33 protein-coding genes and 3 pseudogenes are annotated in these 21,984 nt (G+C 43.4%); 23 read left to right on the forward strand and 13 right to left on the reverse strand.

Annotation, left to right across the window (positions count from 1 at the left end; genetic code table 11):
* Positions 1–25 precede the first annotated feature (25 nt).
* Both JCM16161_RS08615 and JCM16161_RS08620 read right to left on the reverse strand, forming a co-directional pair.
* The gene (locus JCM16161_RS08615) at positions 26–568 is read right to left on the reverse strand and encodes a hypothetical protein (RefSeq protein ID WP_054855597.1); all 543 of its coding nucleotides are present in this window, start codon (positions 566–568) and stop codon (positions 26–28) included.
* Between the two features lie 121 nt (positions 569–689).
* Positions 690–1,246: pseudogene (locus JCM16161_RS08620) on the reverse strand (ADP-ribose-binding protein).
* A gap of 86 nt (positions 1,247–1,332) precedes the next feature.
* On the opposite strand from JCM16161_RS08620, the gene JCM16161_RS08625 reads away from it, so the two are divergent.
* Both JCM16161_RS08625 and JCM16161_RS17290 read left to right on the forward strand, forming a co-directional pair.
* Positions 1,333–2,226, forward strand: a complete 894-nt coding sequence (locus JCM16161_RS08625) for an ATP-binding protein (RefSeq protein WP_243670991.1) — start codon at positions 1,333–1,335, stop codon at positions 2,224–2,226.
* A 43-nt stretch (positions 2,227–2,269) separates the two neighbouring features.
* The gene (locus tag JCM16161_RS17290; RefSeq protein WP_243670993.1) at positions 2,270–2,410 is read left to right on the forward strand and encodes a hypothetical protein; all 141 of its coding nucleotides are present in this window, start codon (positions 2,270–2,272) and stop codon (positions 2,408–2,410) included.
* Between the two features lie 7 nt (positions 2,411–2,417).
* Here the strand turns inward: JCM16161_RS17290 and JCM16161_RS17295 are convergent, their stop codons facing one another.
* Positions 2,418–3,119 carry an MFS transporter gene (locus JCM16161_RS17295; protein WP_243670994.1) on the reverse strand — a complete coding sequence of 234 codons (702 nt, stop codon included), beginning with the start codon at positions 3,117–3,119 and terminating at the stop codon, positions 2,418–2,420.
* A gap of 174 nt (positions 3,120–3,293) precedes the next feature.
* Positions 3,294–3,665 (reverse strand): hypothetical protein, encoded by a 372-nt coding sequence (locus JCM16161_RS17300; protein WP_243670996.1) that lies wholly within the window; start codon positions 3,663–3,665, stop codon positions 3,294–3,296.
* A 122-nt stretch (positions 3,666–3,787) separates the two neighbouring features.
* Between JCM16161_RS17300 and JCM16161_RS08635 the strand changes: the two genes are divergently transcribed.
* The gene (locus JCM16161_RS08635) at positions 3,788–4,024 is read left to right on the forward strand and encodes a hypothetical protein (protein WP_243670998.1); all 237 of its coding nucleotides are present in this window, start codon (positions 3,788–3,790) and stop codon (positions 4,022–4,024) included.
* A gap of 119 nt (positions 4,025–4,143) precedes the next feature.
* Here JCM16161_RS08635 and JCM16161_RS08640 read toward each other — a convergent pair whose 3' ends face one another.
* The 4 genes from JCM16161_RS08640 to JCM16161_RS17310 all read right to left on the reverse strand — a co-directional run bounded on the left by JCM16161_RS08640 (position 4,144) and on the right by JCM16161_RS17310 (position 6,598).
* Complete coding sequence (locus JCM16161_RS08640) at positions 4,144–4,371, reverse strand: CDGSH iron-sulfur domain-containing protein (protein WP_054855598.1); 228 nt, start codon at positions 4,369–4,371, stop codon at positions 4,144–4,146.
* 241 nt (positions 4,372–4,612) lie between these two features.
* Positions 4,613–5,443: a carbohydrate kinase family protein gene (locus tag JCM16161_RS08645; protein WP_243671000.1), complete on the reverse strand. Its 831-nt coding sequence runs from the start codon at positions 5,441–5,443 to the stop codon at positions 4,613–4,615.
* Positions 5,391–5,957: a hypothetical protein gene (locus JCM16161_RS17305; RefSeq protein WP_243671001.1), complete on the reverse strand. Its 567-nt coding sequence runs from the start codon at positions 5,955–5,957 to the stop codon at positions 5,391–5,393. Before JCM16161_RS17305 ends, JCM16161_RS08645 begins: the two co-directional genes overlap by 53 nt.
* 50 nt (positions 5,958–6,007) lie before the next feature.
* Complete coding sequence (locus JCM16161_RS17310) at positions 6,008–6,598, reverse strand: MFS transporter (protein WP_243671003.1); 591 nt, start codon at positions 6,596–6,598, stop codon at positions 6,008–6,010.
* 152 nt (positions 6,599–6,750) lie between these two features.
* Here JCM16161_RS17310 and JCM16161_RS08655 point away from each other — a divergent pair, with 152 nt between their 5' ends.
* From JCM16161_RS08655 to JCM16161_RS17315, 3 genes are read left to right on the forward strand one after another with little or no spacing between them, the layout of a single operon-like run.
* On the forward strand, positions 6,751–7,530 hold the full coding sequence (locus JCM16161_RS08655; protein WP_243671004.1) for a hypothetical protein: 780 nt from the start codon (positions 6,751–6,753) through the stop codon (positions 7,528–7,530).
* 12 nt (positions 7,531–7,542) lie between these two features.
* Positions 7,543–8,439, forward strand: a complete 897-nt coding sequence (locus tag JCM16161_RS08660) for a single-stranded DNA-binding protein (RefSeq protein WP_243671006.1) — start codon at positions 7,543–7,545, stop codon at positions 8,437–8,439.
* A complete protein-coding gene (locus JCM16161_RS17315) occupies positions 8,436–8,618 on the forward strand; it encodes a hypothetical protein (protein ID WP_243671007.1) in 183 nt (60 codons plus the stop codon). The genes JCM16161_RS08660 and JCM16161_RS17315 overlap by 4 nt, the downstream gene beginning before the upstream one ends.
* Here JCM16161_RS17315 and JCM16161_RS08665 read toward each other — a convergent pair.
* Positions 8,599–8,997, reverse strand: a complete 399-nt coding sequence (locus JCM16161_RS08665; RefSeq protein WP_054855600.1) for a hypothetical protein — start codon at positions 8,995–8,997, stop codon at positions 8,599–8,601. The two genes, JCM16161_RS17315 and JCM16161_RS08665, sit on opposite strands and share 20 nt — an antisense overlap.
* A 356-nt stretch (positions 8,998–9,353) precedes the next feature.
* Between JCM16161_RS08665 and JCM16161_RS08670 the strand changes: the two genes are divergently transcribed.
* From JCM16161_RS08670 to JCM16161_RS08720, 15 genes and pseudogenes are all read left to right on the forward strand, one after another.
* On the forward strand, positions 9,354–10,031 hold the full coding sequence (locus JCM16161_RS08670; RefSeq protein ID WP_243671275.1) for an aldo/keto reductase: 678 nt from the start codon (positions 9,354–9,356) through the stop codon (positions 10,029–10,031).
* Positions 10,032–10,350: 319 nt separating this feature from the next.
* Positions 10,351–11,169, forward strand: coding sequence for a pseudouridine synthase (locus JCM16161_RS08675; protein WP_054855601.1), 819 nt, complete (start codon positions 10,351–10,353; stop codon positions 11,167–11,169).
* A 58-nt stretch (positions 11,170–11,227) separates the two neighbouring features.
* Positions 11,228–11,638, forward strand: a complete 411-nt coding sequence (locus JCM16161_RS08680; RefSeq protein ID WP_054855602.1) for a hypothetical protein — start codon at positions 11,228–11,230, stop codon at positions 11,636–11,638.
* Positions 11,639–11,664: 26 nt separating this feature from the next.
* Entirely contained in the window at positions 11,665–11,913 is a 249-nt protein-coding gene (locus JCM16161_RS08685) for a hypothetical protein (RefSeq protein ID WP_054855603.1), read from the forward strand.
* A gap of 5 nt (positions 11,914–11,918) precedes the next feature.
* Positions 11,919–12,632: a hypothetical protein gene (locus JCM16161_RS08690; protein WP_054855604.1), complete on the forward strand. Its 714-nt coding sequence runs from the start codon at positions 11,919–11,921 to the stop codon at positions 12,630–12,632.
* Positions 12,633–12,643: 11 nt separating this feature from the next.
* Entirely contained in the window at positions 12,644–13,000 is a 357-nt protein-coding gene (locus JCM16161_RS08695) for a hypothetical protein (RefSeq protein WP_054855605.1), read from the forward strand.
* On the forward strand, positions 12,973–13,464 hold the full coding sequence (locus JCM16161_RS08700; protein ID WP_054855606.1) for a hypothetical protein: 492 nt from the start codon (positions 12,973–12,975) through the stop codon (positions 13,462–13,464). Before JCM16161_RS08695 ends, JCM16161_RS08700 begins: the two co-directional genes overlap by 28 nt.
* Before the next feature lie 137 nt (positions 13,465–13,601).
* The gene (locus JCM16161_RS17320; protein ID WP_243671009.1) at positions 13,602–14,021 is read left to right on the forward strand and encodes a hypothetical protein; all 420 of its coding nucleotides are present in this window, start codon (positions 13,602–13,604) and stop codon (positions 14,019–14,021) included.
* Between the two features lie 35 nt (positions 14,022–14,056).
* A complete protein-coding gene (locus tag JCM16161_RS17325) occupies positions 14,057–14,374 on the forward strand; it encodes a hypothetical protein (RefSeq protein WP_243671011.1) in 318 nt (105 codons plus the stop codon).
* An 8-nt stretch (positions 14,375–14,382) separates the two neighbouring features.
* Positions 14,383–15,288 carry an energy-coupling factor ABC transporter ATP-binding protein gene (locus tag JCM16161_RS17330; RefSeq protein WP_243671013.1) on the forward strand — a complete coding sequence of 302 codons (906 nt, stop codon included), beginning with the start codon at positions 14,383–14,385 and terminating at the stop codon, positions 15,286–15,288.
* A 58-nt stretch (positions 15,289–15,346) separates the two neighbouring features.
* A pseudogene (locus JCM16161_RS17335) lies at positions 15,347–15,677 on the forward strand (ATP-binding cassette domain-containing protein); the annotation flags it as partial.
* Between the two features lie 21 nt (positions 15,678–15,698).
* A complete protein-coding gene (locus tag JCM16161_RS17340; protein WP_243671276.1) occupies positions 15,699–16,037 on the forward strand; it encodes a hypothetical protein in 339 nt (112 codons plus the stop codon).
* Positions 16,027–16,896 (forward strand): energy-coupling factor transporter transmembrane protein EcfT, encoded by an 870-nt coding sequence (locus JCM16161_RS08715; protein ID WP_243671015.1) that lies wholly within the window; start codon positions 16,027–16,029, stop codon positions 16,894–16,896. Before JCM16161_RS17340 ends, JCM16161_RS08715 begins: the two co-directional genes overlap by 11 nt.
* Positions 16,897–16,910: 14 nt before the next feature.
* Positions 16,911–17,069, forward strand: a complete 159-nt coding sequence (locus tag JCM16161_RS17345) for a hypothetical protein (protein ID WP_243671017.1) — start codon at positions 16,911–16,913, stop codon at positions 17,067–17,069.
* A gap of 44 nt (positions 17,070–17,113) precedes the next feature.
* Positions 17,114–17,794, forward strand: a complete 681-nt coding sequence (locus JCM16161_RS08720) for a translation initiation factor IF-6 (RefSeq protein ID WP_054855607.1) — start codon at positions 17,114–17,116, stop codon at positions 17,792–17,794.
* On the opposite strand, the gene JCM16161_RS08725 is transcribed toward JCM16161_RS08720, so the two are convergent.
* The 4 genes and pseudogenes from JCM16161_RS08725 to JCM16161_RS08735 all read right to left on the reverse strand — a co-directional run bounded on the left by JCM16161_RS08725 (position 17,769) and on the right by JCM16161_RS08735 (position 20,198).
* Positions 17,769–18,803, reverse strand: a complete 1,035-nt coding sequence (locus tag JCM16161_RS08725; protein ID WP_243671019.1) for a DUF402 domain-containing protein — start codon at positions 18,801–18,803, stop codon at positions 17,769–17,771. The genes JCM16161_RS08720 and JCM16161_RS08725 overlap by 26 nt on opposite strands.
* Positions 18,772–19,248: a hypothetical protein gene (locus JCM16161_RS17350; RefSeq protein WP_243671022.1), complete on the reverse strand. Its 477-nt coding sequence runs from the start codon at positions 19,246–19,248 to the stop codon at positions 18,772–18,774. The genes JCM16161_RS08725 and JCM16161_RS17350 overlap by 32 nt, the downstream gene beginning before the upstream one ends.
* 45 nt (positions 19,249–19,293) lie before the next feature.
* A complete protein-coding gene (locus tag JCM16161_RS08730) occupies positions 19,294–19,683 on the reverse strand; it encodes a hypothetical protein (protein WP_054855608.1) in 390 nt (129 codons plus the stop codon).
* A 39-nt stretch (positions 19,684–19,722) separates the two neighbouring features.
* A pseudogene (locus JCM16161_RS08735) lies at positions 19,723–20,198 on the reverse strand (PaREP1 family protein).
* Between the two features lie 83 nt (positions 20,199–20,281).
* On the opposite strand from JCM16161_RS08735, the gene JCM16161_RS08740 reads away from it, so the two are divergent.
* The gene (locus tag JCM16161_RS08740; RefSeq protein ID WP_054855609.1) at positions 20,282–21,004 is read left to right on the forward strand and encodes a ParA family protein; all 723 of its coding nucleotides are present in this window, start codon (positions 20,282–20,284) and stop codon (positions 21,002–21,004) included.
* 51 nt (positions 21,005–21,055) lie between these two features.
* Positions 21,056–21,910 (forward strand): metallophosphoesterase family protein, encoded by an 855-nt coding sequence (locus JCM16161_RS08745; protein ID WP_054855610.1) that lies wholly within the window; start codon positions 21,056–21,058, stop codon positions 21,908–21,910.
* Positions 21,911–21,984: the final 74 nt, after the last annotated feature.

Below are 21,984 nucleotides of genomic sequence, written 5' to 3' on the forward strand. Positions count from 1 at the left end.
AACTTAGGATTAAGAGATCAGTATATTAACCCTCAGATCCTTGATTATCGTCATTACCCTGATCATCAGATCCTGTGTAATTGCCTCCATGCTTCTCCTCATGTTCACCTACGGGCTTTATCGTTATTAATGGCCTATTGATAACGTTAGGTGGTCCCTTGGGATTAGGCTTAACTGTGTAGTAGACGGTTATTGATACCGTGTAATTACCAGGCATTAAGTAAATGGTATGTTCATCCCTATGTAGGTTAAGAACCACCGTCTGATTGCCTATGGTTACGACAACCGTGAAATTACTAAACACATCATCTAAGCCTTCATGGTGAAGCTGAACCTTGAAATATCCGGAGGAATTAACGTATAAATATGCCGTGACTTTAGCCACGCCGCTCATCCCTGGTGTTAGGTTACCAAGGTTTATGTAGGCAGCAACGGTGCTATATGTTGGGGGTGGCGGTAAGAGTAAGTGGTAGCTTAGGTAAGCGAGTACGCCATTCATGTTGGCGGCAACGGCCATTCCGCTAAGGCCTGCTAGGAAGGCCAGCGCTATTAGTAACCAGGTCTTCATATTAAAAAGAGGAATTGATTGCAATTTAATAAAGGTTGCGCAATATAAGTATTTAAAGAGTCCTGCTATAATTGTTTGAGTGATGTTAAGGTTTCCGGGCTGATATTGATGAGATCACCCCTTACTGAGGTTTGAATTCTTTCAGTTCATCACTAAATACCCTACTAAATACGTTAAATGCCTCATCACCATAGAGACAAATGATTATCCTCTTAACACTCCTAAGGTTTGAAGCCTCCCTCTTGATCGCACGTGCCATTATCCTCGCCGCATCCTCATACGGACATCCAAATATACCTGTACTAATTGCTGGGAAGGCAATGCTCGTTAGGTTAAGTTCCTCAGCCTTCCTAAGGGAGTTTGTGACCGCGTCATCAAGCTTCTCAATGGGTTCAATACCACATCTAGGACCAACGGCGTGTATAACGTACTTAGCTTCAACCTACCCGCACTGGTCACAGCAACTCCGCCCACAGGAACTGGACCATACTTCCTAACCCACTCCCTGGACTCCTCCTGAATAACCCAACCGCCCTTCCTAACGATGGCTCCGGCAACACCGCCGCCATGTTCGAGATACGAATTAGCGGCATTAACAATAGCGTCAGCCTCAATTTCTGTTATATCGCCCTTAATCAACTCCACAGTGACTTCATTAGGGAACCTGAAACTGGGCATATACAATATTTAGTTTAATAAGGCGTCCTTATATGCATTAAAGTGTAAACTTATAACTGGCTACCTACAGTAACTGTAGGTAGCCAGTGCTCTTTGATCCAAAGCCTAAGGAAAGAAGAGAGGATTTGTTTGATCGAGATGATGAATTGAACAAGCTTAGGACCGGGCTTGGTTATCCAATCACTTTATTGCTTGGCATAAGGAGGAGTGGTAAGTCGTCATTAGTTAAGGTGCTTATGAGTGAGGAGAAAGACGCAATATGGATATACCTTGACCTGAGGAAGTATGAGGGCTATACGTACATAACCTATAGGCATCTATTGAACGAATTCGAGAGGGCATTAAATACTTGGCCGAGATTCCTGAGGGAATTACTGCGTGGAATTCGTGGGGTGATTATTTCGGGGTCTGGGTTCGAGATTAGATTAAGTTGGGGTAAAGATAGAGTTGAGCTTGCTGATTTATTTGATAGGTTGTCTAGCATTAGTGAGCGTGAAGGCCGTAGAATCGTAATTGTGTTTGATGAATCCCAGGAACTTAGGAAGCTGAAGGGATTTAATATATTGTATTCACTTGCCTATGCTTACGATAATCTTAAATTGAGCTTCATATTTACTGGGTCTCAAATCGGCATGGTTTATAGATTTTTAAGACTTAAGGATCCAGGTTCGCCATTGTTTGGGAGAGCAATGTTTGAAGTTCGCGTAAATCCATTTACGAGAGAGCAATCGATTGAGTTCCTTAAGACCGGGTTTAGGGAGGTTGGTATTTCCGTAAGTAATAGCGTAATTGAAAGTGCATATGATGAGCTGGGTGGTATACCTGGTTGGTTAACGTACTACGGCTTTAATTACCTGCAATTCGGCAATCATGAGGAGGCGATAAAGAGGACGCTAGAGTATGCAGTGCAGCTTGTTAGGCAGGAATTTGAGAACTTCCTTAGGGGTAGGGAGGAGCTAGAGAACGTTATTACGCCATAATGGTCTATGCAAGAACGGATGTAGGTGGAGCGATGTTAAGAGAATGCTAGAGGCTAGGGAGGGCTATCGCATCGATGATAAGAAAGTGACAGAGTTATTACAAAACCTGGTGGATTCATCATTTCTGGTTAAGGATGGTGACATCTATAAGCCAAGTGACCCATTGATAACTAGGGCATTCTAAATGCAATTCATCCAAATAGAGGTACCTTAGTACGCTTCGGCGGCTTGGGTACGGCAATCCATAAGGCACCTGATATAAATGCCAGTATAAGCACTATTAGCAATGCGTGTTCAAGGGCGCCGACTTCGCCGTAAATCGGCACGTAATATTGCGCGAGCAAACCCGTTATTAATGATCCAAGCACATTACCGCCGGTAACAGCGCCATTCCAAACAATCGATGTTGCCCAACTAACCTGCTCCCTTGGGAATAAGTCGCCGAGGACAGCCATTATTAGTGGGAAGTTGCTTAATACGAAGAGTATGGCGAAGAATGCGAAGATCAAGTTACCCGTGTATATGAAGGCTATGAATAGTATGGCAAAGGCGAATGTTGAGAAGGAGGCCATGAACCTCCTACCAACCCTATCACTTAACCAGCCGAGTATTGGTTGACCTATTATGGCTGAGGCAAGCAATATCGATAGGACCTCACCGTAGGTTATACTAAGTTTTATGCCAAGCACCTTATTTATGTATATGCCAAGGAATGTCTGTATACCCTGCCCAGCGGTATTCCTAAGCAATGTTATTAAGAATAGTAATATTATTAGCATTATTGATGCCTTAAGGGACCTGGAATTACTAGGTGGGTCTCTCCCGCCGTCCTTTCTTTCGTAAGCCTTAATATCGAATTTGTAAATACCATATAATAATACTACGAGACCCACAATAAAGGTTGTCAGGCGAGTAGCCATAAGTTATAAACGGCACTTACAGTACCTGCAAACACAAGTATTGACCCAATTAATGGGTATAGCGTCCTACCAAGACTCCCAAATGCGCCATTTATGCCCAGGCAGAGCCGGCGGTTCCACCATAGGTGGCCGATAATAATGCACTACCTATTGGGTGATAGTAGCGGCGCCTACACCGGCTATAACAACGCCTATATACACGAGGTATAGATTATGTATCAAGAAGCCTATTGCCGATAGCCCGATGGCGAATGCCCATAGGAACATGCCTAATGCCATGGCCCTCATGTGGCCACCAAGCCACTTAATGCTAAGAGGTACCAATGGACTCGCTATTGCTGATACTGCGGCATAGAGTGCTGATAATAATCCAATTATTGCATAGTTAATGCCCATTTGATTTAGGACAGGAAGTATTATGCCAGGTATTAGCCACATGTTTCCATCATTAATGAAGTGCCCTATTGATGTTAATCCAAGTATTGTCAACCTATCTCTGCCCTTCTCTCCTTGGATCATCAACGTTAGGGCTACCCTAATCCTTATTTAAACCAATCGCGTCTAGCGAGAATTCATGAAACGGGTAATGAACCACTAACAGGCGCGTAATGCACATAAATTAATCAATGCAGTGGAACACGATGGCGAAGGTAGTCTTCCTAATAATGAGTGATGACGTTAAGATGGATCTAGCACTAACGATGGCCGCAAATACGGTCGATACGAATAGGTATGAGGACTTCAAGGTTATCTTTTGGGGCCCTGCCCAGGAAAGGCTTCTGAGACTTGAGGGTCCTGCTAAGGATAATTTTGAGAAGTTGTTAAGGCTGGTGCAATTGATAGTGCATGCATTAATTATGCGAGGAATAAGGGAATAGACCAGCAGCTAACTAAGATGGGCATTAAATTGCACCCTGCCGGTGATAGGGTGGCGTATTACATAAACAATGGGTATCAGGTATTGGTATTTTAAGTTAAGTATATACTGAGGTTTCAATTAAACCCTCCTTAATTTCTCGATGTTCTCTAGATTTATTGCACCAAGCCTATTGCCACTCTGATCATATGCATAGACCTTATTATCCTCCTCATCACGCACAAGCTTATGCTTACCACTGCATATTGGGTATGTATCACTCAAACCACACATGCATATCCACACTGACTCACCACTTGATGTTTTATATTCGTAGGGTCCCTTTGCTGTGTGAAGTATTATACTCACGAAATTCGTACTGGGTAGTGCGCCATTAAAAGGGTTGTTACTAAGTTCGGGAATAATGATGAATTATTATTGATATAAAATAACCAATTCTTTACCAATTATTAACGAATACAATGCTTACTTAATCAAGTAATTCTCAAGATTAGGCAATTCCAATGGGGTTAGGTACTGAATTCTTAGTGCGGCGACCCTATTGCCTAGGTTACATGAATCTTCAGGCTTAGACCTCGTAATATACCAGCTATGTAGCTGCGTTAAATGCATCACCAGCGCCTATTGTAGTCACCACATTACCCACATTATGAGCTTGGCAATGCCTAATTAAGTCATTATGCACTAAAACGGCACCCTTACTACCCAACTTTACTACAGCAATAGCGTCAGAACCATGCATAGCGCTAACAAGCCCCGTTATATCACCAAATAACCTTCTCATCTCCTCCTCATTCATAAAGACAGTATTTACTGATTTAATTAGATCAATTATGAGGTCTTCATTGTTAATGGAGGGTCCCGTATCGAGGAAAACAGGTATTGGGCGTTCATGGGCGATTCTGGCGACTTCCACGAATGCATTAATAATGTTCCTCGTAAATGCTGCGTAAAAACCATTGATAAAAATGGTTCTTGAGACCCTAATAATATTCTCATTAATATCGCTGATTGTTAAGTCCTTACCCACTCCTAGGTAGCCCACGAATGCGTGCCCGCCAGTACCAATAATGTTATTGGATATTGTTGTGAAACCATGCACCCTTTTCATGAATCCTGTATACACACCATTATTACTAAGGTAATTAATGAGTATGTCTGAGAAGGGGTCATCACCAACCCTATCAATAACAGCGACTTTAAGACCGAGTTTACGCGCAACCAAGGCCGTTGTGCATGCACCACCTGGTGATAACGCGATTATATCGGATACAGAAACGTCACCAGCCCTAATTGGTAATTCCCTAACCCTATAATAAATATCCAAAACACAGTCAGAGATTATTACTAGATCAAATTTATCCTCATTACTTCTCATGTTCCCACGCACTAATGCTAATTCCCTTACCAGTCTCAACACCGATTAAGTACCAGACGAGGGAAGCTACGAAACCAACACCGAATATCGTAACCGCCAATGCTAGATACAAACTCACTGGCAGGTAAGACGACAGGAATATCACTGGTATCGAACCACCCAACGACATAACCCTAACAGCCGCAGTGTAGGAACCCCTGCGCCTCGTAATCCAATACTCAGATTTTAGCGTATCTTCAGTTAGGAAATACATATTTACGAGTATTGAGAATAATATGAAGAGCACCCAGAAGATGTATTGGTCATTTACGAGACCACTAATTAGCGATAGTATAAGTACTGAGGTAACTAGGGATCCTAACGATGAAATGAGTAACAGTAATTTCCTGCTAGTCCTGTCAGCGAACATACTTACTGGTATTCCAGAGATGAAGGATGCTGCCGAGAAGGCGAAGATAAGCCAATTAGTGAGACTGGGGAAGTAGTAGGGCCCGAAGGTTAACACCATTAATGTGAAACCAGCAGTATATGACCAACCGATTAAGCCCCCAATCACTACCCTAACTGGTAATGGTGGTAACCTTATGGATGTTCGATTACCCTCCTCTAAATTAAGCCCCTGATCCTCAGCAATTGGTCTCCTAGCCTGAGCCAGTATGGTGATTCGGGAATTAATGACCTAAGTAGGTAAAGCACTGGGATTATTACGAGTATTGTCAATCCAAGCGCAAGTTTTTGAAGCGTCACTGACGTTATGTTGGCCAGGGCCAAGGCCGCGGCCAAAGCGCCGCCGAAGTTCGTGAAGTTAAGTATTAAGTAGACGGCACGACTCCTAACACTGCTTGGGAAGTATTCATGGGATGAAATCATAACTGTATTATACTCACCACCAACGGCGAGCATTAATATGGCTATGGAAAATAGCAAGAATGCATAATTAATACTAAGTATTAGACTCAGGGAGCCCACTACGTACATAATCAACGATAAGTAAAGACTCCTTCTCCTACCAATGGCGTCTGAGATGGGCCCCATTATAGCACCGCCAATTAGTAACCATAGAGGTGGCCAGACGGATAGTAGGGCAATTAGAGTCCTCGGTACCGAGACCCAGTTGGAGGCTATGTAGGCTATGGAGTATACGTAAGCCTCAATTGTGGTGCTTATGGAAAATACCGTGAAAATTAACGCACGCACTTCATTCCATTTTTCGCTAATCATCATGATAGGATATCTATCCTATTTATAAATACTTCCCGGCATAAATCCACGAATGAATTAAAACATGATTTGCGCAAGGAATATTAACTAATCACGATCATTAATAAATGATGGATTTATCGTTAATTTTGGGTATTGTTGGGCCTATAGTTACTATAGTTACGATTTTGGGTACGACGCTTTATTGGCTTGGTGGTAAGTTTAGGGAGGTTGACATGAGGTTTCAGCAAATTAATGAGAGGTTTAAGCAGATCGATGAAAGATTCAAACAAATAGATGAGAGGTTTAGGCAGGTCGACGAGAGGTTCAGGCAAATCGACAAAAGGTTCGAGGAAATAGATAAGAGATTCGAAAAGATAGATGAACGCTTTAATGAAATAGATAAGAGGTTTGACGTACTCGAGAGAGATTTAAAGGGTTACGTGGACGCCAGGTTTAGTGAACTCAAGGGTTATGTCGATTTAAGGATTAATGAGTTGAAGGGTTATGTTGACTCAAAACTTAGTGAGTTTAGGAATTACATGGATGGAAGATTTAATAGGCTCATTAATGTTATTTCTGGCCAGAACGAGTTCATCACCGAGTTTCTCGGTTTTAGGGGTGTTCTTGATAGTAAGGATGTGAATTTTGTTAAGGCTACGCTGCGCAGTATGATTACAATGGCTACTAATCCACTTACAGAGGCTGAGAAGAGGAGATTACTTGAGCTCATTGATAAGGATGAGTTAACGCTTGAGGAGGCCGATGAATTGCTGCAGTTGGCTAGGAAGTTCGTCATGGAGTATGGTGATAAAGGACCTGATGTTTGGAAGTTGTTATGGTATGCGGCGGCAATGCACGGTATAACGCTTAGGAAACTTGAAGAGAAGAAGGCAAGGGAGGGTCAAGGGATGGGTTCCAGTGAATAGTTAGGGTTTTAATTGCTTAGGTTCGTTGGTTTTCTCGTGAAGATTAATCTTGGTAAGGATTGGGTTGACTTCGTGGTCGAGGGTGAGGATGATCTATACGTAATTTACCTGCTGATTGATCCAGGTGATGTCATTTATGGTTGGACTGTTAGGGAGTTTAGGGGTAGGGAGGGTTCCAGGGGTGAGAGGATTAGGATATATGTTGGCCTTAGGGTTGAGGAACTTGAGTACCACGCATTCAGGGGCACGCTTAGGGTTAGGGGCGTACTGATAGAGGTTCCTGAGTGGTTTGAAGGTGCCAGGGGTAGTCACCACACGATGGAGTTGACCTATGGACTTGAGTATAGGTTGGTTAAACCCAGCGGTATTGATAGGGAGTTCATAAGCAAGGTCCTGGAGATGTTCAGTGGCTCATCAATAAGTGTTTTATTGGTTTCCGTATCCATGGAGGAGGTCGCTGTTGCCCATATTCGTAGGTTTGGTAGGGAGTTGCTCGGGACAATATCAATACAGGGCGGTGGTAAGGAGGGCGAGGATTCACTTGATAGGTTTAGGAGGACACTTAGGAATGCGCTTACTCAGGTTAAGCAGTGGGTTCAGAGTAGGAGACCGACGCATATTGTGGTTGTCGGTAATCACATGACTTTGTCGATTGCTAGGGATGTAATTAATGAGGAGTTAGGCAGATTAGGATTACCGATCATTTATCATGAGCAGGGCGAGGGTGGTTTAGCAGGTGTTTATGAGTTTGAGAGGGTTGGTGTTGATGTTCTTAGGAAGCTGAATATAAGCCTTGGGCAGGAGTACGTGAACGAGGTATTTAATAGACTAGGTGCGGGTAATGGATTGGTTGCCGTGGGCTTCGACGAGGTTAGGAAGCGCTCGAGTTTGGCGCCGTTGAAACAATGATAGTCCTTGATGAGACATACAAGGAGAGGGGTGGTGAAATGAGGGATTTAATAAGCATGGTGCTTAAGACGAGAGCAAACCTTGTAATAATACCGCTAAGTACAGAGGGTGGTGAGAAGTTGAGAAGCATTGGTGGTATCGCCGCACTACTTAGGTTCCCTATTTCTTCTCAGCCTTAGTGCTTGTTCCGGGCAGTCCCTGGTTTATTATCTGCGTTATCTTATCATAAGCCTCCAGGATAAGTACCATGGATTTGACGAGTTCATTTATCCTATCGATATCCTTAGTCTCCTTAAGCTCGTTATTTATCATTACTAACCTCTCATAGAGTGTATCCCTAATGTCCATGAGACCGTACTTAATCATGACCTCCTTCTCCTCAGCGTCAGACCTAACAATAACTACAGGCCTATCACAGTTGGCGCAGTAATACTCACCAGTCTTAAGCCTAAGCAGTGGGGTTCCGCAGACTGGGCATGTGTAGCTGGTCAGCGTTGCCCCGGCTCTAATTAACTGAGCCATCTTCTTGGCGACCAAGTCCCTGCTACTAACACTCACGTTGCTAAAGCTAATGCAACCTGCTTATAAACCCAACGAAGCAATGCCCAAGTTAAGTATTTTAAGACCCTGATTGAGCTCTTCGCTAGTGATGAGTGACATGCCATGTGACTGGTGATCGATCCTGGGGTACCTGATTACACTTATAACTAAGGAATTAAGGTTAATAGGGCCTGTTTATATACGGCATCCGTGGAATATAGGGTATTTGGTAAGACTGGCGTTAAAGTATCCATAATAGGCATGGGCACGTACTACGACCCAGGCTGGATAATACTATCAAGACTCGGTATAAGGCCTGGCTACGGGAGAAAATTCAGGCTTTAAGGGTTGGCCTAGAGGGAGGCATTAACTTCATAGATACGGCTGAGATTTACGGCTCAGAACCACTGGTTGGTGAAGCCACAAAGGATTTCAATAGGGAGGAATTGTTCATAGCCACTAAGGTATGGCCGACACATCTTAAGTATGACGCCGTTATTAAGGCTGCGAAAAGAAGCCTTGAGAGACTGGGTGTTAAGTACATAGATTTATACCAAATACATTTCCCGAACAGGAGGATTCCGATCACGGAGACCATGAGAGCGATGGAGTACCTGGTCGATGCCGGATTAATAAGGTTCATAGGACTTAGCAACTTCAGTCTTAATCAAATTATTGAAGCCCAGAACGCGCTGAAGAAGTACGAGGTCGTTTCCATCCAAATGCCCTATAGCCTAATGGATAGGAGGATTGAGAGTGATATAATACCGTACGCAAGGAAGAACGGCATGGCTGTGATAGCCTACTACCCGCTTGGTCATGGTAAGCTCATCACTAGGTTTCCGAGGGATGCCCTGGAAATCATAACTAAGACTCATGGTCCAAAGACCGTGGCCCAAATAGTACTTAATTGGATTATTAGTAAGCATGAGCATGTATTCCCCATACCTAGGGCATCAAACCCTGACCATGTCAGGGAGAACCTGGGCGTTGCCGGTTGGAGGTTAACTGAGGAGGAAATTAGGTATCTTGAGGGTATTAGGTTCGTTTAGGTTAGGCGTCATTAATTCAAGCGCTTCAATTACGGCGTGTTAATACGTCTAATTAATTCAATAGGTAATGTCCTGAAATGGGTATGGCCGAGGCTGGTCGGTATTTACGGTAATAACTTATGACTTCATATGCTTCATAATGATGCAATGATGCGAAGAATATTGAAAATACTTAATGCGGAGATTAGGGAGGCTGTGTAGCTGGATGATGGTAATTATAGGATAGTCGTTGTTAAGTCCAATAAAGGTGCTTAATAGTCCATTGGCTTTGGCTGTGATCGGCGCTGATTTTAATACCTAGTTATATACGTAACACTCAATGCCGGCGATGGCATTTAAGGTGTTCTATGATGGATCATTATTTGGTGGGTTCACGGGTAGTTCCAACTCCATTGAGTATTACCTGAGGAGGTCCATTAAGTATTTTATTAAGGACTTTAAATTAAGTAAGGCTTCGAGGACCGATCCTGGCGTTAGTGCCGTTGGCAATGTGATTTCGGTAAAGTATGGCAATAATGTTAAGTTGATGCCGGGCATGATAAATTCTAGGCTACCAAGTGGAATAAGAGTGTGGGCTTGGGCTGAGGTTGATGATGATTTCCGTGCGAGGATTGCCGTGTCTAGGACCTACGTTTATGTGATGCCCTGGCTTTATGAGGATGTTGATCTAATGAGAAGTGCGGCGGAATTATTCGTGGGTGTTCATGATCTGTCCAACTTCCAGGTTAGGGAGAGGGGTGTGCCGACCACGGTAATGATTAACAACGTTAATATTGAGAGACTTAATGATTACATAGTATTTACTATTGTTGGTCGTGGGTTTAGGAATAAGATGATTAGGAAGATTGTTAATGCCCTTAGGATGGTTGGTTCTGGCATATTAACTATTGATGAGCTACGGGACTTGATAGAGTTGAGGATTAGAAAGCCAATACCACCCGCACCGCCCTACGGATTATTACTGCTGGGTGTGAGTTACGGCGATAGGGAGCCGGCCTGGACCTTGAGTAGTGATGATGTTTCCTACGTAATTAATTACTTGGTAAGTAGGTGGTATAATTCATTACCTAGTCCCTTTGTTATTTCAAAAATTCTTCATGATTTTATGGATATAAATAAATTATTTAGTCGTATTTAAGCATAACATGGACCAAATGTTTAAATAATAAATAAAATAATATGCATACGGGAGTTTTGTGGCGTATTTCGACATTGACATAGCATGCAGGGAGGGTTTTGGTGAGCGTAAGCTAGTCTCCATGATTCAGCAACGGATTAACTCCCTGCCCTGGGACTTGGAACCTAACGAGCAGGATTTCCTAACAGATTATGCCTATCAAGACCTGAGGTATTACTTATTGTATAAGTTTGGATTGCTTAACCTGAGTAATGAGGATGCATCATATGAATTGTGCAAGAGGATTTTGAGGAATGAGGATCAAGTGACGAGGATTGTTGATGAGTGGTTTAATTGGTGGGTTATTAAGTGGAGACAGAGGGTTAAGCTTGTCTTTAGTGAGAATGAGCAATTGAGCAGTGAGGATAATAATAATGCAAATCCTCAGCTAACGCCGATGAAATACTTAAGAGCATTCCCAAGAACTTAGTTGATAAGTTACGTAGGGAGATAATCGTGGAATTAATAAGGCAGAATGAGGTTTGTAGCCTTGATGTGGTTTCAGACTTCATATTAAGGACAACGCTTAGCGAGCTCGTGAATGAGTATGGGAAGGATGGTACGTTGAAATTAATGTCAACGAACATGACAAGCATACGCTTAAGGCTATTAAAGAAGATAATGGAAATAAGAGATTCCAATCAACCACTCGTGATTCTCAGGGTTAGAATTAGCCCGTCACAGCCATACCAGGGAATTTCATAACGACAATGAACGCATACCAAAAGTCCTACAGGAAGGGAATGATTAGGGTAGCCATTGCCTATCCATCAAATGCTAGGGTTGCCCTTCAATCATTATCAATACACATAATCAGGAAACTACTAAATGAGCACCCCAACGTGTATTCAGACTTCGTATTTATAAGCGATGACGGCAAATCCTTAACCAGGTCACTTAGGGATTTCGACATAGTGATATTCTCAGTACATTATGAACTTGACTATCCACGTATACTAAAGATGATGGAAATGAGTGGCATAAGTCCATATAGCTCTCGGAGAGCTGTTGACGATCCACTAATTGTAATGGGTGGACCAACATTAATGGCCAACCCCGAACCCATGGCGCCATTCACAGACATAATGCTTATTGGCGATGCTGAGGTACTAATTCCAACACTTATCAATTATTACCCAGAATACGGTAAGAATATTGAGGAATATGCAAACTTAGTGGGTTTTTACGTACCATCACTTGGCAAGCATGTTGTAACTAAGGCATTCGTAAGGGACTTGTCATACTCAATCAAGCTCATCCATGATACAGCAATTGAGCTAAGTCTCGGTAATGTTAAGTCCATATTTAGTAACCCAGCCATTCTTGAGGTTATGAGGGGTTGTCCAAGAGGTTGCTTATTCTGTATGGAGGGCTTTGTTGGAAGGCCCGTCAGGTTTGCGGACATAATTCCATTAAGGAATTAATCCTCAGGGATTTGGGTAGGGATGAAAGGTTAGTTAGTGGGGTATCCCTGATAGGTCTTTCCGTAACTGATCACCCAGGTTTTAAAGAGCTAATGAGTTTCTTAGTTAATGAGTTAGGTCTTAATGTTTCTGTCCCTTCACTACGCGTTGACTCATTAGATATGGACATCATTAAATTAATTGCGAAGGGCGGTCAAAGAGTCCTCACGGTAGCTCCAGAGTCAAGTGAAAGATTGAGAAGGGCATTGGGTAAGGGTTTTTCGGATGATGATATTGTTAGGGCGGCCATGGAAGCGGTTAATGCGGGTATTGATCACCTGAAGCTATACTTCATGCTGGATTGCCAGGTGAGAATGACGACGATGTGAAGTCAATAATTAACCTGCTATTGAGACTTAAGAGGTTGGGCATTAAGCATGCACTTTCTGTTAATCCATGGATACCCAAGCCCCATACTCCATTACAATGGTTACCAATGGCCAATGATGACATCATCAATAGCAGGATTAAGGCCTTAAGAAGTGCGCGGACATATACCGAGTTCTCAACATATAATGTACTTGATGCAAAGGTTCAAGCGTTACTATCACTTGGCGATAGGGATGTGAGTAACTTAGTATTTGAGGCTTCATTAACAGGGCTCGATAGAGGTTCCTGGAGAAGACTGCTTAGGAAGTATGAGGACCTGCTCAATAAGTATGTATACTCATGGAAACCACTTAACAGCGAATTGCCCTGGAGTCACATAAGGATTCCAGGTGCTGAGGAGGAAAGCCTTAAGTCGCTATTGTTTAAATACGTTAGCGAGGTTAATATCAGCCTTCCTACTTAATTTCATGTAATTTGCAAATTATTATGCTTTTGATATTTTTCAAATAATACCTAAGGTATATAATTCTTTAGATAATATAATTACATTATTTACGTAAATCTTTTTAAATAAGGTCATCAATACCTTTTGGTGAATATATGGTTTGGAATGGTGTGCACTTTAACTTGAACACAATAATACCCTGGTATGTCATACTCATATGGACAGTACTCTACTTCGCATTACTTGCATGGGCATGGAGGCCAAAGGAGGGAAGGCCCTTCGGTAATTTTAAGACCATTGACTTCGTTTATATAGCATTAATAGCCGCATTACTTATTGTTTATAACTTCTTTATATCACCGCTAATACCCAAGGTTGGTACAGTAACAACGTACTTCTACTACCCAATCATTGGGGAGACCTTCCTGGTAATGTTAGCAGCCGCCCTAGTCGGTAAGCCTGGCTCGGCTGGGTTAACAATGGTCATATACACACTCCTCGCTGATATTATTCATTACGGCTTTGGTGGAGAGCCTTCTGGTTTATTTATGAGGTTACATCATACGCCGCAATAATAGATCTATGGCTTATTTATAGGGGTAAGTACTACATGATACCATTCAGGGGTGTCTTTAAGGGCGTGACTGACTCTAAGGTATCAAGTGGTGAATCCGTAACCGCTGAGGAGTTTGAGGAGGAGTTAAAGCCCGCTAAGGCATTATTCGTAGTTGATGCGTTGTTAGGCGGCATTACAATTTCAGCTGCATACCCATTTTGGTGGAGGGGCTTTTGGGGACCATTTGTACTTGGGATTTCGTTTACGCCAAGCTTTTGGTTAATAACGAGTATAGCTAGCATAGGAGCGGGTGCTGTGCTTGGTCTTGTGGTTGCCCCATTCATTTACTATATTAAGAAGGTATTGACCTAGGGGGGTGTATGTCGAAGATAATAAAAATTAATAATCTCTTTGTTCGTTATTTCGGTTCTGACAAGCCCGTTCTCAGGGGTTTATCACTCGAGATTGAGGAGGGTGAGTTTGTCCTTCTCGTTGGTAAGACGGGTTCTGGGAAGTCAACATTGCTTAATGTAATTAATGGTGTTATACCGAATATAATAAGTGCGACTGTTAGGGGTTCAATAAATGTTGCTGGTCATGATCCTAGGAAGACCCCTGTTCATGAAATGGCCATGATTGTTGGTACTGTCTATCAAATACCGGAGAGCCAAATATTCTCGTTGATTGTTGATGACGACGTTGCCTTTGGGCTTGAGAATAGGGCTGTTGAGCCTGAGGAAATGAGAAAGAGGGTTATTGAATCGCTTAAGTTAGTTAATCTACTTCATAAGATGAAGCATCCAACATTCCTTCTCAGCGGTGGTGAGAAGCAGAGGCTTGTTATTGCGGGTGTTCTTGCGGTTAAACCAAGGATTTTAATACTTGATGAACCCACATCAATGCTTGACTCGATTGGTGCTGAGCAGGTTTTTAACCTTGTTAAGAGGTTGAATGATGAGGGATTGACGATAATAATGAGCGAACACAGGGTTGAGAGGGTTATAGGCATGGTGGATAGGATTATCGGCCTTAAGGATGGGACGATATACATCGATGATGAGCCTCATAAAGCCGTGGCTAAGGACCTAACAAAGCTAGGTGTTGAAGAGCCTCAGGTAACCACGTTATATAGAATGATTAATAAGAATGCCGATTACTACCCAATATCTGTTGATGAATTCCTTGAAATGAGCGTTGCCGATAAGCTAAATGTCGTCGAGAGACGCAGGGAGGATGATGGTGAGGTTGCTGTGGCAGTAAGTAACGTGAGGTTTACCTACGGGTAGTACGCAGGAGGTTCTGAAGGGCGTTAACTTGGTTATTCATGATGGTGATGTTGTTAGTGTGATAGGACCTAATGGTAGTGGTAAGTCAACGTTGATGTATCTTCTTGCGGGTATTTATAAACCAAGTAGTGGTCGTATTCAAATATTTAATTATGATTCAACGAAACTAGTTGGTAGGGATAGGATTAGGTTAATTGGTTATGTATTTCAGGATCCCGACCAAATGCTCTTTTCGAGCACTGTTAGGGGTGAGTTGGAATTTACGCTTAAGTTGGCTGGTGTTCATGGTAGGGAGGCTGAGGATAGGATTAAGAGGATTGTTAATTATCTAGCATTGGTGATTTACTGAACCAGAGCCGCATAAATTATCCGTGGGCCAAAGAAGACTTGTTAGCGTTGCTTCCGTACTTGTGGCTGAGCCGAGGATACTGATTCTTGATGAGCCAACGAGGGGGCTTGATAATGAGGCGAGTACGGCTTTAATGGACCTAATACTAACAATTAAGGAGGAGAGAGGGATGACGCTAATCATGGTTACCCATAATATGAGACAGGTTGGGGAATACAGTGATAAGGCATTTATTATGTACGATGGCGCTGTGGCATTTAGTGGGACTCCAGAGGAGGTTTTTGAAGAGTCGCATAGGCATCCTGAGTGGGGCATTTCACCACCACAGGTCTTTGAGGTCACGAGAAACATAGGCAAGCCAACGGCAAGCATTAGGAGGGTGAGGGTGAATGCTGCTTAACCAATTATTGTATAACCCAGTCATTAATTGGATAATAACGTTAGTAATACTGTTTTACGGGCCTGTATTGGTTGTTTACCTGATATTTAAGCTCATTGGCTTCCAGGGCTATATGTCATTGTTTAGGTTTATTGAGGGTAAGTCAATAATATATAGAATGGACCCAAGGACTAAGATCTTGCTCTCGATAATAGTTACCACCGTTGCCGCAATAACAATCTGGTGGATATCGGCAATAATGTTCATAGCGGTCATGGCGCTATACGCATTACTAAGCAATATTAAGGAGAAGCTCAGGGTGGCACTGCCATTAATACTGGCCTCATTCATAGGAACAGCGTGGACCGAGTCCATATTTGCACCATACTCATACCTACAGGTAATATTCCATCATGTGACGTTCCTTTACGTATTTCCACAATCACTAGCGGTTTTGGGAATAACGCAGGGGTCGGGTACGTTCTACGTACCATACCTAGGCTATGTTAATAACCCAGTTGGTTTAACGTGGGAGGGCATAATATACGGCTTACAAATAACGTTCAGGGCCGTGGCAGCAATAGCCTCCGGCTTATTACTCATATTTAGTACACCGCCATCAGACATACTTAGATCCCTCGAGAAGAGTGGGTTGCCTATTGAGCTTGGGTTCACGTTGCTGCTGGCCGTTAGTTCCGTGCCCAAGGTTCTTGAGAATTCGATGGTGGTCCTTAACTCATTAAAGGCAAGGGGAGTTGACTTTAGACCCAGGAGTAGGAACCCAATAAGGTTCATTGTCGAGTCCCTGTTCATAATTAGGGTTGTGGTTATGGCTCTCGTTAGCATCGTAATACTGACCTCAGGGATGCAAGGCAGATAGCGATTGCGGCGGACATGAGGGCATTCAGGGCTTATAGGAGGAGGACGTATTATAAGGACATTAGGATGAGTAAAGTCGATTACATAACCGTTGCATTACTATTAGCGTTGCTCATCGCCGGCATCTATATATCGGGGTTACCTGGGATGGGGGCAGTACCGTATAACCCATAATAATTATTTAAATAGTTGTTAAGTTGTCTGTAGATTCGATAGGGATGAGTAGGCGTAGGTTTGAGGTGGCGCCATTAAGCATTTATGGAACATCAACAATAGGTGTTTACCTATTTACAAATAATACCTTGACTGTGGTACCAATGGACGTTCCAGATAAGGTCATTAACTCGATAAGGGATACCCTTAGTACGAGCGTCATTAAGGCATCACTTGCTAAATCACCATTAATAGGCATATTCATGGTTGGTAATGACAATGGCGTACTCGTGCCGAGCATAGTCACGGAGGATGAGGTAAATGAATTGAGGAGGAACGGCCTCAATGTATCGATAATACGCACAAGGTATACCGCTATCGCCAACCTAATACTTACGAATAATAGGAAGACCGTTGTATCGCCAATAATCGAGAAGGAATACGTGGGATTAATAAGGGATACATTGGGCACCGAAGTAATTGTTGACGAGATTTGCGGCACTTACCTGGTGGGCTCGATTGCGGTAGCTAATGATAGAGGCGTCCTGCTAAGCCCTGAGGCCAAGGATGAGGATGTAAAGAAGGTAAAGGATTACTTCGGCTTACCGGTTAATGTCGGCACGGTTAATAGGGGTAGGAGCTTCCTCAGGGGTGGACTGGTCGTTAATGACAATGGTGGCTTAGTCGGTAGCGACACAACAGGATTCGAGATAGTGAGGATCATGCAGGTATTCGGTGGTGTATGAAGCTACTCAGCAAGCTCCCTGGCCTTGTTAAGGCACTCCTCACCAAGCCTATGGCACTTGCCAATAAATCACCTACCAGCTTCTCAACCCTAACCCTTAACCTATTCGGTATTACACCCATGCTCACGTATGACACGTACTCATCATAGTCAATAACCCTAGCCTCATTTGAATCCCACCTCTTGATAACATCGACTGCGAGGTCAATGTATAGTATGTTACCGCCCGTAAACTCAATGGGTGTGTTAATATTGATGTAAATGCCCTTGGGTCTCCAGGCATGGTCAACATAGACGTGGATCAAGTACTCATTACCAATTGCAGAGCAGGATATTGCCATGTCACCCTCCTCCTTAGGAAGACCAAGGCCATCTAGGTGTCCACCGCCCCTCAACCTACGCATTAAAACAATGTCGTTAGGATCAGGCTTAAGCACATCCGCATTACCAAGCCTAATAACCTCACCATTGGGCTTAACATGCACAATACCAACCCTATATCTTCTACTCATTAACTGCCTCATGAACTCAGCGCTAAAACCGGCCCTATCGTTACAATGACCAAGTAATGCCTCAACGAGATCCAATAACGCGGTATTCCTCCTTAAGGTCTTATACGTGTGATGGCCAATTATTGTTGGCATGACGTTATTCCTGACATTATCAAGAAGGAGCTTGGCCCTGCCATTAAGCATGACCTCAGTGATGCATTCACCGTCCTGTAGTACCGTGTGAGGGGCTGACGACTTACTAGCCAATTCAACTTCATTAAGCATATTTATAGCTCTCTCAATTTCCTTAACAGCTTCGCTCTCATTCAGGAATTGAGCACTACTCCTCCACTTAATGCTATAACCACTTAACCTACCAACGTACTTAAGACCAACCTTAAGCAGTGCCTGCCTAACCTCATAATCCTTAATATGCCTGCTAAATAACACCGTACCGCTGCCCGGTACTATAGAGACGTACTCAGTATCAACTAACGCCAGGCACAGCCACCAACTCATCGCCTGGATAAACCCTAGTCCTGCTAATGACGACAGGGATCACATCACCATCATTATACGCGCCGCCCGGCGCCTTAAGTATGGCCTTAACACCATTACCAACATCAACGAAATAATTACTATCAACAACATTGACGATACCCATGACGACCCTATGAAGAGGAACGACAGACCTCCAGACCAGTGCCTCCTCCTCAACAACCCTGAGCAGGTTAGTAACAACATCATTAACTGCACCACACTTGCCCATGATGGTTAATGCCCCAGGAACCCTCTCAGAGTCCTTGATAGTGACGTCAGGCGCAGAATTATTAACGTTAATATTAAACCTATTGATTATCACGTCAGATGCCTGAACAATGGTGTAACCAAGATCAAGCGCTAACTTACTAATGGCGGTTGCGTACTTACCCCTAATCCTAACCCTATAGCTATATTTACTCACAGAAAATTAGCTTACCAAGGGCTAAAATAATTTACGACCATGTAATTAACGGCAAATACCATACTTAATGTACGAGGCGATTATTAAGCCAAGAAACAACACCGAGATCGCTAATGGGAATGTAAGTATAAGCGTTGAGCCAATGACCGGCTGCCTAACGGCCATATAGACAGATAGTGGTAAGCAAACTATGAAAAATAGAACCATAAGTACACTAAATATGATACTCCATTTACGCTCCTCAGCACTTGGTATCCTCGGTGGCTTAACGGCAACAAAGGAAAACATTAGGAATACTAAAAAGGCCACCAACCTTATGAAATTAGACGTGTTAATTATCCACGTAATTAAAAAGAACACAGCAACAACTAAGTAAACAATCATAAACCTCCTACTCATTATGGCATTACCGCAATTAAACTCTTGACTACTCATGCATAAAGTAATGAACAACATCTAATTAAATGTTTCCCATTAGCTGATTCCAGAAATACTCCTTGCAAGGTTCACGAGAGCCTCAATGTCGGGTAGGTCCCTCCTGACTTGGTCAGGCCTTAACCTTGCCTCATGAAACCCCTCAACATGTAAGAACCATGCACTTTTCCACCACCTGACCTCCCTCCTGCCAAGCCTGTCGGTGGTATTATCCACAGCATCAAATAGCAGTTGTGCTGTCCACCTACCAATCTCAGAGGCCTTTTTCGCCTCGTCTAGGCCTAGGGTTATGGCTAAAGCTTAATGGCCTCCTCAGCAGCCTTGTATAGCTTCTCGCTGGCCTGCTCGGGGTCCCTATCAATCAATGACTCACCCTCGTTAAGGGACTTCTCGGCAAGCTCGAGGTGGGCCTTGGTCGTTGTTGATGGGTCAAGCGATAGTGCCCTGGCTATTAGATCGATGATGTCAATCCCCCTCTTCTCAGCTTCGTCGAGTATTAACCGTGGTATCTCCACAACCTATATTGTGCATGCTGGGTTAAAAATGCTTGTTCATGCTAATGTTAGTGCCTTATTAACTGAGATGTTATTGTATTAACGTGGGCATTAAATGCATGGCCTCCGGTCAAAAGGGTGGTGTTGGCAAGAGCACGCTAACAATACTGACTGCCAGGGCGGCGCCCGCGCTCGGTATTAAGCTAGCCATCATTGACTTGGCCATGGGTAATCCAAGCACGTCACTTAGTCTACTTGGTACTATGCCGGGGCATACGTTGGCTACCTACGTGATAAATGCGTCTAAGATTAGTGAGGTTGTCCATGTAGTTCCAACGGAGCATGGCCCTGTTTACCTAATACCCTCCGGTCACGGTGATTTGGCGCTTATTAATGAGTATGGGGATTTTAGGGAGAAGTTGGGTTTGCTGATTAAGTACTTGGTTGATAGGGTTGGTGTTGATCACGTGATTATTGACTTCCCATCATTTGAGCCTAACCTGGATAACGTGTTTAGTGGTGCATTGGGTGAATGTGATGTTGTTTACCCGGTGGGTATTCAGGACCTTGGCTCGGTGGTTGCCCTGAGGAACCTAGTGCATTTTGTTAGGAGGCTTTCGATTAGTATTGGTCGCCCTGTGATTAATATGTTTAGGGAGTCCCTGGGTAGGCAGTGGGTTGCCGTTGTTGGTAAGCTCAGTGGTTTAGAGCCCAGTATTATTCATTATGATCCCTGGGTCATTCGGTGGGTTCATGATGGCGCTGGTCAATATGGGGTTGGTGTTAGGGAGGCTTTGACATACGTAATTAGGGAGGTTTTAAGTTAGTGGTTGTTACGCAAAATGGTTTTAAGGCAGTAATTGCTGATTACTAATGCGGTGTCCGTTGAGGAGTTTCGAGGCATTACAGTGGATTCTGATGATGGTGAGAGGTGGCTACTTATTGCCGATACTCACGTCGGCCTGGAGGTTGAGCTTGGTAAGAAGGGTGTTAGGATACCGAGCCAGTCTACTAGGATTGCCCAGTTGGTCCTGGACTTCGCCGAGAGGACTGGTGCAACATCGCTAGCGATACTCGGTGATGTTAAGCATGAAATAGCCAGTATAGTCGAGAGTGCCAGGGAGATTAGGGAATTCCTAAACAGGGTCAGTGGTAGGTTCAATAAGGTGGTCCTTGTTAAGGGCAACCATGATGGTAACCTCGACCTAATATTGAGTAGTGACGTGAAGCCTAACGTGTACCTAATCGACTCGAGGGGTTTCATAATGAGGAGTAAGGACGGGAAAAACCTACTACTGCTTCACGGTAACTCGAAGCCTAGGATTGAGGATTTCATGAATGCCGACGTAATAATAATGGGGCACACCCACCCAGCCATACTCATACAGGACGTGACTGGTTATGTAATGAGGGCACCAGTCATTGTAAAGATACGCGTTGATAAGTCCGTGTTCGGTAAAAACATGTACAACACCGAGATAGGAACCACAGGCACAATGAACATAGTAGTATTACCCACATTCAACCCACTGACCGTGGGCATGGACGTATTTGAAATATTCCCAAAGGACCTGGTTGAGGTCGAGACAATACTCCACTACGCACGCACCTGGGAAATACTAGGTAACATTGAGGTTTACCTAACGGACATGACGTATCTCGGCACAATGGATGTACTCGCCAGGATAAGGGAGGACATGGGCGAGGGGAGTTACGACATTGATTGGCTATAAAATAATTATTACATTATTCCCTATGCACTGAAGTGTCTTGCTTTTTTTGATTCACTATTTAAGAACAGCCTGAG

The organism is Vulcanisaeta sp. JCM 16161, assembly GCF_001316285.1.

Bases quoted from the DNA above. Each gene is read 5' to 3' on its own strand.
- JCM16161_RS08615 (WP_054855597.1), bottom strand. From the start codon at position 568: ATGAAGACCTGGTTACTAATAGCGCTGGCCTTCCTAGCAGGCCTTAGC.
- JCM16161_RS17290 (WP_243670993.1), top strand. From the start codon at position 2,270: ATGCTAGAGGCTAGGGAGGGCTATCGCATCGATGATAAGAAAGTGACA.
- JCM16161_RS17300 (WP_243670996.1), bottom strand. From the start codon at position 3,665: ATGATCCAAGGAGAGAAGGGCAGAGATAGGTTGACAATACTTGGATTA.
- JCM16161_RS08635 (WP_243670998.1), top strand. From the start codon at position 3,788: ATGGCGAAGGTAGTCTTCCTAATAATGAGTGATGACGTTAAGATGGAT.
- JCM16161_RS17315 (WP_243671007.1), top strand. From the start codon at position 8,436: ATGATAGTCCTTGATGAGACATACAAGGAGAGGGGTGGTGAAATGAGG.
- JCM16161_RS08675 (WP_054855601.1), top strand. From the start codon at position 10,351: ATGCCGGCGATGGCATTTAAGGTGTTCTATGATGGATCATTATTTGGT.
- JCM16161_RS08690 (WP_054855604.1), top strand. From the start codon at position 11,919: ATGAACGCATACCAAAAGTCCTACAGGAAGGGAATGATTAGGGTAGCC.
- JCM16161_RS17320 (WP_243671009.1), top strand. From the start codon at position 13,602: ATGGTTTGGAATGGTGTGCACTTTAACTTGAACACAATAATACCCTGG.
- JCM16161_RS17325 (WP_243671011.1), top strand. From the start codon at position 14,057: ATGATACCATTCAGGGGTGTCTTTAAGGGCGTGACTGACTCTAAGGTA.
- JCM16161_RS17330 (WP_243671013.1), top strand. From the start codon at position 14,383: ATGTCGAAGATAATAAAAATTAATAATCTCTTTGTTCGTTATTTCGGT.
- JCM16161_RS08715 (WP_243671015.1), top strand. From the start codon at position 16,027: ATGCTGCTTAACCAATTATTGTATAACCCAGTCATTAATTGGATAATA.
- JCM16161_RS17345 (WP_243671017.1), top strand. From the start codon at position 16,911: ATGAGGGCATTCAGGGCTTATAGGAGGAGGACGTATTATAAGGACATT.
- JCM16161_RS08720 (WP_054855607.1), top strand. From the start codon at position 17,114: ATGAGTAGGCGTAGGTTTGAGGTGGCGCCATTAAGCATTTATGGAACA.
- JCM16161_RS08725 (WP_243671019.1), bottom strand. From the start codon at position 18,803: ATGAGTTGGTGGCTGTGCCTGGCGTTAGTTGATACTGAGTACGTCTCT.
- JCM16161_RS08730 (WP_054855608.1), bottom strand. From the start codon at position 19,683: ATGAGTAGTCAAGAGTTTAATTGCGGTAATGCCATAATGAGTAGGAGG.